This window comes from Dyadobacter jejuensis, from assembly GCF_003149085.1.
Lineage (GTDB): Bacteria > Bacteroidota > Bacteroidia > Cytophagales > Spirosomataceae > Dyadobacter > Dyadobacter jejuensis.
Genome location: NZ_QGDT01000018.1, coordinates 1 through 14,827, shown reverse-complemented (window position 1 = coordinate 14,827; position 14,827 = coordinate 1). Strand labels below are relative to the sequence as shown.

At 47.8% G+C, this 14,827-nt stretch carries 11 protein-coding genes and 1 tRNA gene; 11 read left to right on the top strand and 1 reads right to left on the bottom strand.

Features of this window, described 5'->3' with window-relative positions; genetic code table 11:
* The first annotated feature begins 5 nt into the window (after positions 1–5).
* The 11 genes from CLV98_RS21375 (at position 6) to CLV98_RS21325 (ending at position 14,171) form a co-directional block, all read left to right on the top strand.
* Positions 6–719, top strand: a complete 714-nt coding sequence (locus CLV98_RS21375) for a hypothetical protein (protein ID WP_109677861.1) — start codon at positions 6–8, stop codon at positions 717–719.
* Between the two features lie 13 nt (positions 720–732).
* Complete coding sequence (locus CLV98_RS21370) at positions 733–1,668, top strand: phosphoribosylaminoimidazolesuccinocarboxamide synthase (RefSeq protein ID WP_109677859.1); 936 nt, start codon at positions 733–735, stop codon at positions 1,666–1,668.
* Positions 1,669–1,713: 45 nt separating this feature from the next.
* Positions 1,714–2,136 (top strand): STAS domain-containing protein, encoded by a 423-nt coding sequence (locus CLV98_RS21365; protein WP_109677857.1) that lies wholly within the window; start codon positions 1,714–1,716, stop codon positions 2,134–2,136.
* Between the two features lie 585 nt (positions 2,137–2,721).
* Positions 2,722–7,305, top strand: a complete 4,584-nt coding sequence (gene gltB / locus CLV98_RS21360) for a glutamate synthase large subunit (protein ID WP_109677855.1) — start codon at positions 2,722–2,724, stop codon at positions 7,303–7,305.
* Between the two features lie 49 nt (positions 7,306–7,354).
* Positions 7,355–8,863, top strand: coding sequence for a glutamate synthase subunit beta (locus CLV98_RS21355; protein ID WP_109677853.1), 1,509 nt, complete (start codon positions 7,355–7,357; stop codon positions 8,861–8,863).
* A 186-nt stretch (positions 8,864–9,049) separates the two neighbouring features.
* Positions 9,050–9,676 (top strand): polysaccharide deacetylase family protein, encoded by a 627-nt coding sequence (locus tag CLV98_RS21350; RefSeq protein ID WP_109677851.1) that lies wholly within the window; start codon positions 9,050–9,052, stop codon positions 9,674–9,676.
* A gap of 1 nt (position 9,677) precedes the next feature.
* A complete protein-coding gene (locus CLV98_RS21345) occupies positions 9,678–10,670 on the top strand; it encodes a glycosyltransferase (RefSeq protein ID WP_109677849.1) in 993 nt (330 codons plus the stop codon).
* A 40-nt stretch (positions 10,671–10,710) separates the two neighbouring features.
* The gene (locus tag CLV98_RS21340; RefSeq protein WP_109677847.1) at positions 10,711–11,481 is read left to right on the top strand and encodes a TatD family hydrolase; all 771 of its coding nucleotides are present in this window, start codon (positions 10,711–10,713) and stop codon (positions 11,479–11,481) included.
* Positions 11,482–11,508: 27 nt separating this feature from the next.
* Positions 11,509–12,591: an asparaginase gene (locus CLV98_RS21335; RefSeq protein ID WP_109677845.1), complete on the top strand. Its 1,083-nt coding sequence runs from the start codon at positions 11,509–11,511 to the stop codon at positions 12,589–12,591.
* Positions 12,592–12,655: 64 nt separating this feature from the next.
* Positions 12,656–12,742, top strand: a tRNA-Ser gene (locus CLV98_RS21330).
* A gap of 187 nt (positions 12,743–12,929) precedes the next feature.
* Complete coding sequence (locus tag CLV98_RS21325) at positions 12,930–14,171, top strand: site-specific integrase (protein ID WP_109677843.1); 1,242 nt, start codon at positions 12,930–12,932, stop codon at positions 14,169–14,171.
* Between the two features lie 76 nt (positions 14,172–14,247).
* Here the strand turns inward: CLV98_RS21325 and CLV98_RS21320 are convergent, their stop codons facing one another.
* Positions 14,248–14,700, bottom strand: coding sequence for a DUF5675 family protein (locus tag CLV98_RS21320; RefSeq protein ID WP_109677841.1), 453 nt, complete (start codon positions 14,698–14,700; stop codon positions 14,248–14,250).
* Positions 14,701–14,827 lie beyond the last annotated feature (127 nt).

Genomic DNA, 14,827 nt, shown 5'->3' with positions numbered 1-14,827 from the left:
TAAGTATGACTACCTTATTTTTGTATGTATTGCTGTGGGTATGGGACCACCGATCTTTTGATTCGGTTTCCAGAACCAACCAACAAAAGGTGATGGCCGAAGAGGCTTTTATGAACAAAAATTATGAGTCGTCGGCTAACCTATATGAACAAATCCTGTATGGGACTATATTTTCCAGCCCATCGGCTCGGTTAAATTTGGCCCATGCGTATTTTAAAAATGGCCAGCATAAAAAAGCCATCCGTCAATATAAGCTTCTGCAGAGCGTAAAGGATGAACGGTTGTCTTCGGTGGCCAATAGCCAGCTCGGAGTGCTTAGTTTGTTAGAGACAGACTCTTCTGCGGCATTGGAGTCTTTTAAGGCGGCGATTGTATTGGACCCGGCCAACAAAAATGCCAAGGCCAATTATATGTTTCTGAAGGCACGCTATGCGGGAACACCCGATAAGGTAAGCCAAGTCCGGAAACAGAAAAGCCAGGTAGAAACCCTTAAAAACAATACGGTTCTGCCCGATAGTATACCCCAGTGGGAGCAAGAAATGTCGCACCAAAACAAAAAAGAGCAATTGTTAAAGAGTCTTAAATCCATTAATATGACCGAGGACCAGGCACGCGCGATTTTGGATGCGATGAAAACCAATGAGTCCCAGTATATTTATCAGCTAAGAAGGGCGCAATATGCCGACCAGAACAAAGACAATAAAAAAATAGAATGGTAATTAACGAACATAGATGAAAAGTATAGCCGAAACAAATTTTCAATTTCCTGGTCAGACCAGTTTTTATAAGGGTAAGGTAAGGGATGTGTACGCTTTTGGAGAGCGACTGGTGATGGTTGCTACCGACCGTATTTCAGCCTTCGACGTCATACTGCCCCGGGCCATCCCCTATAAAGGACAAGTGCTCAACCAGATTGCCGCACATTTCCTAAACGCCACCAGAGATATCGTTCCAAACTGGCTCCAAGAGGTGCCCGATCCGAATGTCAGCGTGGGGATCAACTGCCAGGCATTTCCAGTGGAAATGGTAGTACGTGGATATTTGGTGGGCCACGCCTGGCGGGAATATGCTGCCGGAAGAAGAATGCTCTGTGGAGTGCCACTTCCCGAAGGACTTAAGGAAAACGACAAGCTGCCGGCTCCCATTATCACCCCTACTACCAAGGCGCATGAGGGGCATGACGAGGATATTTCGCGTGAGCAAATATTGGAACAGGGGTTGATAGCCCTCGATGACTACGAGCACCTGGAGCGTTATGCCCTTGCATTATTTGCGGTTGGAACCGAAATGGCCGCCGAACAAGGACTCATCCTCGTAGATACTAAGTATGAGTTTGGGAAGTTGGATGGGGTGATCTACCTGATCGATGAGATTCATACTCCTGATTCGTCTCGTTATTTTTACTCGGAAGGATACGACGACAATCAACAGAAAATGCTTCCTCAACGTCAACTCTCCAAGGAGTTTGTTAGGGAATGGCTTATCGAAAATGGTTTCCAAGGGAAAGATGGACAGCAAGTTCCTGAGATGAGCGATGAAAAGGTTCAGGAGATCTCGGATCGGTATATCGAGCTCTTTGAAAAGGTTACTGGAAATACATTCCAGAAAAACAATTTGGACCACCCATTAGAACGAATAGAAAAGGCCATTGCTGGCTACATAGCCTAATTGGCTCTAATTAAACATTTTTTAGTGATATAAAAGCGAATCATAATGAATCATAAAATCGAAAGAAAAGAACAGTACGCCTATATCGATATGCAAGAGCCTTCCTTTGATGAAGGGGTGGCTGGGTCATTTGAACAGACGGCCCGGACTCTTTTTCGAGAAGGTCTGCACAATCTGATCGTCAATATGGAAATCACCAAGTCGGTGGATGCGGCTGGAATTGCTATGATTAAAAAAATCAACTGGCTCTGTGGCAATGACCTGGGACTATTGGTATTGGTGACCAGAGACGATGATTTTATGGATATGATTGAGGCCTTGAACATCCCCGGGCTCACCATACTACCTACCAAAGAAGAAGCGATAGATGCCGTATTTATGCATAGTTTGGAGAATGAGTTCGGTGCCGGTGACGATGACTACGATGACGATGACTATAATAGCGTTAACGAATCTTCGGAGCCCTAATTCAGACGGTATCATAAGGATAGGAGACGGGCATATCCTGGGTTGTTAAGTATCCTTGCCCCCTTAAAGTGCCACGCTTCGGTGTGGCACTTTATTTTTTTGAATACGTATACTCCTACTTCGTTTCAAGCTCCAGTGGCCACTGCACCATACACCGGGTCATCGAGGCAGGCGCCCGCTCTATTTTAGCCATTATTGAAGGATTTCTCCCTGGCTTACTGGCCTACTGTAGAATTTAAACTTGGAATAAAATAAATTTTGTAGTATCTTACCTATTTGTTTTCATCTTGAAAATAGCCTTATATCCTTAGTTGGTAAGGGATTGGCACGGTTGCCAATTTTTCATTTTATCGCCGAAATTATTGATAAATTATCAGTATTTTCAGAAAAAGTGTGAAATTATGACCAATTAAGGGTGTTGGAATAAAATTTTGTCATATCACTATTCCGCCAAATATTTTTTATGATTAAATTGCGAGACTTTACCCAATATGTAATCAGTGGTGGGTATTACAATTTTTTCAAAAGGCTTATTTATAAAAATTCCATACAAGGATTTTATAATTACTCTACAATCTTCGATATATGTCGCAAATGTCTGAACCAATGGTAGAAAATCAAGGGCTCTACCGCCCTGAATTTGAGCACGATGCGTGTGGAATAGGTTTCCGCGCCAACATTAAGGGTCGTAAGTCACATCAAATTGTGGCTGATGCTATCCATATGTTGGAGCGAATGGAACATAGGGGAGCTACCGGTTTTGATCCTAACACAGGAGATGGAGCAGGGATCCTGATCCAGATACCTCATGAGTTTTTTGCAGATGAATGTCTGAAATTAGGCTTTCAGTTGCCCCATGCAGGGCAATATGGAGTAGGAATGATCTTCTTCCCTCAGGACGAAAAGACCAGGGAAGAGTGTCGGGACATTCTGAACCGTAAGCTTAAGAAACTGGGCTTGCAATTGCTAGGGTATCGGAAGGTGCCCACCTACAACGAAACCCTAGGGGAGGGCTCTCTGTCTGTAGAACCTTATGTGGAGCAGGTGTTTTTGAAGACTTCAGAAGAAATTGTTGACGATCTACTGTTTGAAAGAAAATTATACGTTTTACGTCAGGTATCGGCAAGGTTGATCAATGATACCGTAAAGGGTATTAATGGTGGCTTCTATTTTTCTTCACTCTCGTGCCGGACGATTTCCTATAAAGGCCAGTTGACTACTGCTCAACTGAAATATTATTTCCCTGATTTAGAGAATGAGGCAGTGGTATCGGCATTGGCCGTCGTTCACTCGCGTTTCTCTACCAATACATTCCCTTCGTGGGAGCTCGCTCAGCCTTTCCGGTACATCGCCCATAATGGGGAGATCAACACCGTTAAGGGGAATGTGAACTGGATTCGCGCTGGTCAAACATCGTTTTCTTCGGAGTTCTTTACCAAGGAAGAGATGGATATGTTGCTGCCGATCTGCGACCGCAATCATTCCGACTCCGCCAACTTAGACAATGCCATCGAACTACTTCACTTGTCGGGGCGCTCCTTGCCTCATGTGATGATGATGCTCGTACCAGAAGCTTGGGATGGCAACGAGCAAATGAGCCCCGAAAGGAAGGCTTTTTACGAATACCATGCCGCCATTATGGAGCCATGGGATGGTCCAGCCTCTATTTCGTTTACCGACGGGAAAATGGTAGGTGCTACCCTCGATCGCAATGGCTTACGTCCTTCGCGGTACTGGGTTCTTGACGACGACACCATTATTATGGCCTCAGAAGCGGGAGTTTTAGATGTAGACCAGTCTAGAGTCGTTACCAAAGGGCGCTTGCAGCCTGGCCGTATGTTCGTAGTCGATATGGAGCAAGGTCGGATTATCCCCGACGAAGAAGTGAAAGCGTCTATTTGCTCGGCACAGCCCTACCAGCAGTGGTTGGACGAAAATAAATTGAAATTAGAGGAGCTCGATGCTCCAATCCGGACCTATCGTCCATATACTGAAGACGCTCTCGTGAAGAGACAGGTGGCTTTTGGCTATACCTCCGAAGATCTTCGGATGATATTGGCACCTATGTCGCAAACGGGCGTAGAGGCGATCGGCTCCATGGGGACCGACGTGCCTTTGGCAGTTCTTTCCGACCAGAGCCAACATCTGGCGAGCTACTTTAAGCAACTATTTGCTCAGGTAACCAACCCACCCATCGACTCCATACGGGAACGCTCCATTATGTCGTTGATTTCCTTTGTGGGAGCCACCGATAATATCTTGAAGGAATCTCCCCGCCACTGTCGGCAGATCTCCTTGCCACAGCCGGTACTGACCGTCCATGAGTTTGATAAACTACGTTTCGTAGACAAGGATGGTTTTCAGGCAAAAACGGTGAACACTTTCTTCCGTGCCGACCAAGGAGGCGAGGCCCTGGAGCGTGCTCTGGAGCGTATTTGTAGGTATGCCGTCGACGCCATTGAAGATGGTTTCGAAATCGTCATCCTTTCCGACCGTTCTATCGACTCCGACCATGCCCCCATTCCATCGTTGCTGGCTACGGCCGCTGTTCACCACCATTTGATACGTGAGGGACTAAGAGGGAAAATTGGGATATTGGTAGAGGCCGGTGATGTGTGGGAAACACACCATCTGGCAGCGCTGATCGGCTATGGTGCCGCTGGCGTGTGCCCGTACATGGCTTTGGAAACCCTTAGCTATATGAACAAGAAGGGGCTGATCGATGGTACCTTTACCGACGAAAAACTACACTACAATTATATTAAGGCGGTTAACAAGGAACTTCTGAAGATATTCTCGAAAATGGGGATCTCTACCTTGCAGTCGTATCAGGGAGCCCAGATATTCGAATGCGTAGGTCTTAACAAGGACGTTGTCGATCGCTACTTTACAGGTACCATCTCTAGGATTAGCGGAATGGGGCTCAATGAGATCGCCCGCGAAATACTGGTACGCCATAAGGTCGCTTACCACAAAACTGCTGACAAGCATCCAAAACTGGAAGTGGGAGGTTTTTACCAATGGAAACAACGAGGTGAGGCGCATATTTTCAACCCTCAGACGGTGCATTTATTGCAACAGTCTACCCGGACCGATAATTATGAGCAGTTTAAGAAATACTCTAAGCTGATAGACGATCAAACCCACAAGGCCCTAACCTTGCGTGGATTGCTACGATTCAAGAAAGGCAGCTCCATTCCATTATCGGAAGTAGAGCCTGTAGAAAATATATTTAAACGCTTTGCCACGGGAGCGATGTCCTTCGGGTCTATCTCTTGGGAAGCACATACTACCTTGGCCATTGCCATGAACCGCATAGGCGGTAAGTCCAACTCTGGAGAAGGGGGAGAGGACGAGCTACGCTATAAGACGCTACCTAACGGCGACCAGATGATCTCCAAGATCAAGCAGGTGGCTTCGGGACGTTTCGGGGTGACGAGTCATTACCTGAGCAATGCCAATGAATTACAAATTAAAACGGCTCAGGGAGCTAAGCCTGGGGAAGGTGGACAGCTACCGGGTGCCAAAGTCGACGACTGGATCGGTAGGACCCGCCACTCGACTCCTGGAGTAGGCCTTATTTCGCCTCCTCCTCACCATGATATTTATTCTATCGAAGATTTGGCCCAGCTAATCTTCGATTTGAAGAATGCCAACAGAGATGCACGTATCAGCGTGAAGTTGGTATCGGAAGCCGGAGTAGGTACTATCGCCTCTGGGGTGGCCAAGGCCCATGCCGACCATATCCTTATTTCGGGCTATGACGGTGGTACTGGAGCCTCGCCGTTAAGTTCTATCCGCCATGCCGGATTGCCTTGGGAGCTTGGACTCGCTGAAACCCATCAGACTTTGGTGCGCAATAAGTTGAGAGGCCGAGTGACGGTGCAAGCCGACGGACAGCTTCGTACGGGTCGTGACCTGGCCATAGCCGCCATGTTGGGGGCCGAAGAATGGGGCGTGGCCACCGCTGCACTGGTAGCAGCAGGCTGTATCATGATGCGTAAATGTCACCTCAATACCTGCCCAGTAGGGGTAGCTACTCAGCGGAAAGAACTGAGAGCCCTATTTTCGGGGAAACCAGAACATGTGGTGAATATGTTCCGGTTTATGGCCGAAGAGCTTCGTGAAATTATGGCCCAGCTAGGGTTCCGGACCGTCAACGAAATGGTAGGTCAGGCTCAGTATCTGGAACTACGGAACGATATTAAGCACTGGAAATATAAAAATCTGAACTTCGACGCCATCCTATACAAATCTAATGACTTGTCGGTGGCTCAATACAAACAGCAGGAGCAGGATCATGGTATCGATACCATCATCGACCGGGTGCTTATTGAAGCTGCAGCGCCAGCGCTAGAAAACAAGGAAGAGGTGTATCAGGAATATGTGATCAACAACCTGAACCGTTCAGTTGGTACCATGCTTTCTAACGAAATATCGAAGAAACATGGCGGAGCCGGCCTGCCAGCAGGCAATATCCACTTTAAGTTTAGAGGTACTGCCGGCCAAAGCTTTGGAGCCTTCAACACCGCCGGACTAAGGCTGGAGCTGGAAGGTGATGCGAACGATTACTTCGGAAAAGGCCTTTGTGGTGCCGAGCTGATCGTATACCCAGACAGAGACTCTAAGTTTAACCCTGAAGAGAACATCATCGTTGGTAACGTGGCCTTTTATGGTGCCACTTCGGGCGATGCCTTCATTAGGGGTACTGCAGGAGAGCGCTTCTGCGTGCGTAACTCCGGTGCGCGGGTCGTGGTAGAAGGTGTAGGTGACCACGGTTGCGAATATATGACTGGAGGCTTGGCGGTAATCATCGGAGAGTCAGGCCAGAACTTCGCCGCGGGGATGTCGGGTGGAGTAGCCTATGTATGGGATGCTGCAGGCACTTTCCAAGACAAAGTCAATACGGAAATGGTAACACTCAATGAATTGAATGAAGAAGATCAGGGGATTTTAAGAGAGTATCTTGACAAGCATTTCCAATATACTACTAGTAACGTAGCCTTCCAGTTGATCCAAAACTGGGAAGAGTCTGTGAAGCATTTCGTTAAAGTGCTGCCCACCGACTTTAAGAATGCGTTGGATAGTAGGGGAGTGTCTCTTGCCCAGCAGATTGCCGACAAAAATGTGGTATACCAGGATATCGTCGTGGATGTACCCCACTTGTAGGCCCAGATCAACTTTTCAATTTTTTACGAATTTATAGCAAAACAATATAATGGGAAAACCAACCGGATTTTTAGAGTTTGAAAGGGAGTTACCCAAGAAACGTCCTGTCGATGAACGTTTGAAGGACTACAAGGAAATAGAAGCGGCACCAACGGATGCCGGCTCGAAACAGCAGGCTGCACGTTGTATGGACTGTGGGATTCCTTTTTGTCATAATGGCTGCCCACTGGGCAATATTATTCCAGAATTTAACGATGCCGTCTACGACGAAAACTGGGAGATGGCCTATGATATTCTGATATCGACCAACAACTTCCCCGAATTTACGGGGCGTATCTGCCCGGCACCCTGTGAGGCTGCTTGCGTATTGGGCATCAATAAACCTGCCGTAGCGATAGAGTTTATCGAAAAGTCGATCATCGAAAAGGCCTTTGAGCTGAACTTGGTGAAGCCTCGTATCCCCCAAAAGCGTACCGGCAAGAAGATCGCCGTGGTAGGCTCAGGGCCTGCCGGTCTGGCAGCCTCTAGCCAGCTGAATCAGGCGGGACATACCGTTACACTCATCGAGCGTGCCGACCAGATCGGTGGCTTGTTGCGCTATGGTATCCCCGATTTTAAGCTCGACAAAAGAGTGATAGACCGTCGCCTCGAGGTGATGAAAGAAGAGGGCATCGAGTTCCGTACCAATGTCAACGTAGGGGTAGACCTGAAAGCCGACGAGCTGCTTAATGAGTTTGACGCCGTGGTATTGACGATGGGGTCGACCGTCCCTCGCGACTTGAAAATAGAAGGCCGGAACCTCAAAGGGGTACATTTCGCTATGGAGTTCCTGAGTCAGCAAAATAAACGCGTGGCCGGTATAGAGCCCGTAGTCGATCACCGTGGAATGGACTATGTGAATGGTCAAATATTGGCCACCGATAAACATGTGGTCGTGATCGGTGGTGGAGATACCGGATCGGACTGTGTAGGTACTTCGGGGCGTCATGGCGCTAAGTCGGTAACCCAGATCGAACTGATGCCCATCCCGCCTAAGGAGCGTGATGCCAGCACCCCTTGGCCCAACTGGCCAATGATGCTGCGTACCTCTACCTCACACGAGGAAGGTGCCGATCGGCATTGGTCTATCAATACCAAGGAATTTGTAGGCGATGAAGAGGGTAATCTGAAAGAACTACGGATCGTGGACCTAGATTGGCAAAAAGACCCAGAAACGGGCCGCTTGCAAATGAGGGAAGTGGTAGGAAGTGAACGAACCATCCCTTGTGATCTGGCATTTTTGGCCGCAGGTTTCTTACACCCTCAGCAAGAGGGATTGCTTAACGACTTAGGGCTCGCCTACGACGAGCGTGGCAATATCAAGACCCACTTGTACCAGTCCACTACCAACGAAAAAGTTTTTGCTGCAGGAGACTGTCGCCGTGGACAATCATTGGTAGTATGGGCCATTAGTGAAGGTAGAGAGGCTGCTCGTGCCGTAGACGAATATCTGATGGGAGAATCTTTCCTAGAAGCGAAAGCCGTATCTATGTTGAGCCCCGCTTTTGCTCACGCATAAGACTAAAGAATAAATAAATTAAAAATGGGATCTTCTGAAAAGGAGATCCCATTTTTTGCTTCCGAGCCAGGACTTCCTTCTATTTAATACGGGTTTCACTCAGTGGCTCTACAATAATTGCTAACTTTGACCATCAAAAACGGTTTTGAAGATGCCACTAGGGCATCTTGACTTCATATAGCAATTATGTTTTTACATTATTCTCCCTTTTGGTTGAAAGCCTATTTCTCGGGCTATACCTGGCATATTCCTACCTCGGAGAAGATTATCTATCTGACTTTCGACGACGGTCCCATACCCGATATTACCGAATTTGTACTGGACACCCTCGAGGGATATCGAGCCAAAGCAACGTTTTTTTGTATAGGGGATAATGTACGGAAACACCCTCAGGTATTTCAGAAACTACTCGACCAAGGGCACTCCGTAGGAAATCATACCTACAACCACTTGAATGGATGGAAAAATGAAAAGCAAGCCTATCTCGACAACGTAGCCCTCTGCGACGATTTGCTTCCAGCCACCACCTCCTTGTTTCGCCCGCCTTATGGGCGTATCAAGGGTAGCCAAGCCGATAGCCTAACGCATAAACGCATTATAATGTGGGATGTGCTCAGCGGCGACTTCTCGCCGAACGTAAGTCCTCAGCAATGTTTGGAGAAGTCGATTCGGCATACCAAAAAAGGCTCTATCGTATTGTTTCATGATAGTATTAAGGCTTCAAGGAATATGCAACATGCCTTGCCGGCTTATTTAGACCATTTTTCGGAAAAGGGATACCGCTTCGAAGCCATTCCCATGAACGCCTCATAATATGGAAAGCGTCAAGGTGAGCATACTTCTGGCAGCCCGCAACGAAGAGGACAATATGCTGCGTTGTTTACAGGCCCTCGATGCCCTCGACTATCCTACGCACCGCTTGGAGATATGTATAGGCGACGACGCCTCTAGTGATGCTACAGCCGCTATCACCAAGGCCTTTATCCGCGACAAAGCGCAATTCAAATATTTTCGCATCGATCAGGCCCTACCCAGTTTGGAAGGCAAGGCCAATGTGCTGGCTCAGCTGGCACAGCAAGCCCAAGGGGAGTACTTTTTGTTCTGCGATGCCGATATCGCCGTACAGCCCGGCTGGTGCCAGGCCATGCTAGCTGGCTTTAGCCCTCAAGCGGGGGTGGTGGTAGGGGTAACCCGAATGAAAAAAGGGAATTTCCTAGTCGATTTTCTGTCTCTAGAATGGTTATTTGCCCTCTTTGTGATGCACCTGGCAGCCTTATGTGGCGTGGCCATCACCGGCCTGGGCAATAATATGGGCGTAAGTAGGAGAGCCTATGAGTCGGTCGGCGGCTATGATCGGATAGGCTTTTCGGTAGTCGAGGATTATGCCCTTTTTAGGGCCATCGTCGACCGGGGTTTCGGCTTTAGCATGCTTTTTCAGCCGTCGATCCTCTCGTCTTCTATCCCACCAGCCTCCTTTCTGGAATGGAAACGCCAGCGTATCCGTTGGATACGCGGGGTGAAGGACGCTTCGTGGCTCCTCCAAGCCACCATACTGGTAGTAGCACTTTCTTTCCCTGTGTTGCTGCTATGGGCGCTGGTGACGCCCATAGTAGGCGGGCTGTTTTTTCTGTTGCATTATACAATCTTTACTAGTTTTGCAGCTGTAGGGGTTTTTCGAATGCGCCAAATGGACCTGGTACGCCTTGTCCCCTTTTTCTGGGGCTATTCCCTGATCAGCCTAAGTCTGATGGTTCTGTATTATTTCAGGTCCGACACCATCGCTTGGAAAGGGAGGGAATTTGCTTGACCCCCACTCAAATTTTAAATAATTGATACGATAATTAATCATGATAGATACCCACGCACATATATATAGCGACGACTTTGCCGACGATCGAGAGGCCATGTTGGAAAGGGCCTGGCAAGCAGGAATAGAACAGATTTGGATGCCCAACTGCGACAGTGAGACTATCCCGGCGATGATGCAGATGGCGAAGGCCTATCCCCGTCAATGTTTGCCCATGATAGGGCTTCACCCTTGTTATGTAAAGGCCGACTTCGAAAAGGAACTCCAGGTCATGGAGGACTGGCTCTCTAGAGAAAAGTTTATGGCCATAGGCGAAATAGGGATGGACTTGCACTGGGACAAAACCTACCGGGAACAGCAGGAAGAAGCCTTTCTCCATCAATGCCAGCTGGCAGTACGAAACAATTTGTGGATAGACATCCATAGCCGTAATGCGTTTTGGGAAACAGTGGCGCTGATCGAAAAGTTTGGCGACGCCCGTCTTACTGGTATCTTTCATTGTTTTACAGGCACTTTGGAAGAGGCGCAAAAGGCCATTGAACTGGGCTTCAAACTCGGTATTGGCGGCGTAGCCACCTTTAAAAATGGCGGACTCGACAAGGTGATACCCCACGTGGATCTGGAACATTTGGTACTCGAGACCGACTGCCCCTATCTGGTCCCCGTTCCTTACCGTGGCAAACGCAATGAAGTAGCCTATACTAGTCTGGTGGCCACTAGGGTGGCCGACCTCCAACAGCGGAGGGTGGAGGAGGTAATCGCCACGACTACCACCACGGCCCGGGCCATGTTAGGGCCGGACTGGCAATAATTCAAATGATTTCTATCCTCACAGAATATGGAATACGCAACGATAAAAATAAATACCGAAGCACCCAACCAGTCAGGCGGATCGGTGCTGGTGATCTACACCGGAGGTACCTTGGGTATGGTGTTCGAAAGCCGTAAAGGACAGCTAGTACCTTTCGACTTCGAGCAACTGATCGACAAAGTGCCCGAAATATGTCGATTGAATCAAGAGATTACATTTCTTTCCCTCAAAGAACCGATCGACTCTTCCAATATCACGCCGGAGGTATGGATAGAGCTCGCCAACATCATAGACAGCCAGTATGCGCATTATGATAGCTTCGTGGTACTTCATGGCACCGACACCATGGCCTATACCGCCTCGGCACTAAGTTTTCTTTTGGAAGGCCTACAGAAACCCGTTATCCTCACTGGAGCACAGCTGCCCATCGGGGTCGCCCGTTCCGACGCTCGGGAGAACATCCTCACTGCTCTAGAAATCGCCTCGGCACGCAACAGCAGCGGTGGGCCCATGATCACCGAGGTATGTGTTTATTTTAATTCCTTCCTGTTGCGAGGCAACAGGTCCAAGAAGCAAGAGAGCTCCGATTTTGATGCCTTTCATTCCGAAAATTATCCGTATTTGGCCAAAGCAGGCGTGAGCATCGACTATAACCTGCCCTTTATGATGCCAGTAAATCCTGGCGCTCGCTTGTCTGTGCAGCAACACCTAGACCCTAACGTAGCTTTTTTAAAGCTGTTTCCGGGAATTACCCCTCCAGTAGTGAAGTCGCTATGCCATATCCCCGGCCTACGTGGCATCGTTTTGGAGACTTTTGGAGCAGGGAACGCTACCACCGAAGATTGGTTCCTGCACGAACTCGAAGCGGCCATGAATAGGGGGATCGTCGTTTTCAACGTCTCCCAGTGCGATGGGGGGAGGGTGTCGTTAGGACGTTACCAAACCAGCCGGCGTATGCAGGAAATGGGGGTGATCAGTGGCGAAGACATCACCGCCGAAGCCGCCATCACCAAAATGATGTACGTTTTTGGCAAGTCTGGTAAGGTCGATACCACCCATTTGCTGTCGCATTCGTTGCGTGGAGAGATGAGTCCTCCGCTAGAAATCTAGGTATTCCGCAATTTTTTATTGCCTAGTCGAGATAAAATTCTATATTTGCACCCTGATCACAATTAGAGAGGTGTCCGAGTGGTTGAAGGAGCACGCCTGGAAAGTGTGTATGTGGGTAACTGCATCGAGAGTTCGAATCTCTTCCTCTCTGCGAATGGCCTAAAATGCCAAAATCTTCATTAAGAGGATCAATCGTAACCGATTGATCCTCTTATTTTTTTGACTAAATTTTAGTTAAATATCACACAGGTTACGCCTTGGGTTACGTCAATTTTTGCCGGTTACGGCGATTTTGCCAAGTAACCCAAAAACAACCAATAGTGTTAATTATCCCTAACATGAAAATTTTGTTCTGGTTCCGAAAGTCGGAATCTAAGAATTCCGACCTGGGAAACCCTCAAGGTTCCATTCAATGTCGAATTGTGATTGAAGGCTTGGAACTAGAAATTGGATCGACCCAATTAAAATGTCGAAAATCGGAATGGGATGCCCATGGGCAAAGTTTTAGGAGCACGTGCTTTAATTATGAAGCGGCCAATCGAAAGCTGCTTGATCAGCGAACTTCACTCTCCAGGGTCTATGATCTATTGCTCACACGATATGATTACGTAACTCCCAAACTCGTTAAGGAATATTTCCTTCAGAAGCGGAAGTTTGTGTACAGTATCGACGAGATCTTTTCCCGTTTTTTTGAATTTCGCGAGCGACTGGTCCAGCAGGGAGGTTTGACAGACAGCACCAATGACGTAAACCTTAACTATTCACGGCATATCAAAGCTTATTGCGCTCAAGCTGGAATCATAAGACCTACGCAAATTCCCGCAGGTTTCCTTTTTGAGTTGTATGGCTTTCTGATCGAGAACAATAGATGTGGGGTACGCATGGGGCGAAAGGTGGTAGCCTTTGCCAAACAGACCTTTAAATGGGGTAAGAAAACGGGTATGTGTCCCCATTTAGAATGTTTCGACGATGATATGCCTGGGACAGCTGAGTCCGAGGATTTTATTGATACCACCCACCTCAGTATTTTGCAACTTGAAAAACTATACTCCTTCGACTTTTATGAATTGGAGAAACGTGGACTGATCACAGAGCAGACCGCTCAAATGCTGTCTCATGAGCGGAATGCGTTTGTATTTAACTGCTTCACCGGTATGCATCATTGTGATTATTCGAGTAAGGAGTTCAATATTGAACCTTACTCTGGCTGTCTTTTTTTGCGTGGAAGGCGTAAGAAAACCAAAAAACCATTTTCTATTATGTTGTTGGAACCCGCCGTGAATATCCTGAAATTGTATAATAATTCGTTGAAGGAGCTTCCCACAAAATCGAATCAAAAGCGGAATACCACCCTGAAGTTGATTGCAATGTATGTGGGGATCCCCTTAAGGCTCACAACTAAGATTGCCCGTAAAACTTTTTGTGATATTGCACTTAATGAGATGATGATGACCCAGGACGATGTTGCTGCATGCCTCGGTCTGACCAGCACAAAATATCTCAAAAATTATGGTCGTGTTCGAGAGAAGCGCCTGATCAAAACCATGAAAAATTGGGCGGCCTTAAAAGAAGCCTCCTAACCCTCCTCAAAGGTAGTTAATGCCTTAAGGCATACCCTGCGGCAAAAGGCCCGATCGAAATATCAGGCCTTTTGACCTAGTACTGTCTCTCCACCGTCACCCATACCTGCTCCCCCCTTGCCAAAGCTGCAGCAATTCTATTCTGCAGACGATCGCTGGCTATTCGGCTTTGCATGACGATATATTGGCCATCTTCACGTCCGTAGTGCGTACCTGGGAGCAAACAGCCCTCGGTATTATTATGACGGTTCCCTGGGTGGATCCGGATCCCGCTGTAACCTGGTACCCCAATCAAAATGGGAAGCTGCCGTTTGAACCTGGCAGAGTAAGTAATTACAACCTGATATCGGCCGGTTGGAATGGCCGTTTGGCCGTAGACCTTTGTTTCTTTGATTTTCTCTAATGGCCAGGATGCGTCCAGACTTCGATCGAGGTCTTCCAAAATAAATTGGTGCGGTTCACCATCAACTTTTAACGTGCCTAAAGTCGACCTAGTCGCTTTCCAGCGTCTTGTGAGTACGAGTTCCATGTTATTCTACCAGGTCTTTAAGTTGGCCGGATTCGTCAAATTTCTTCATTCGTACCAGTATCCATTTAGGCAGAAGGTTGGGCCGGATCTCTGCGATATTCTCCAAGATACTGATCGACTCCCTTAC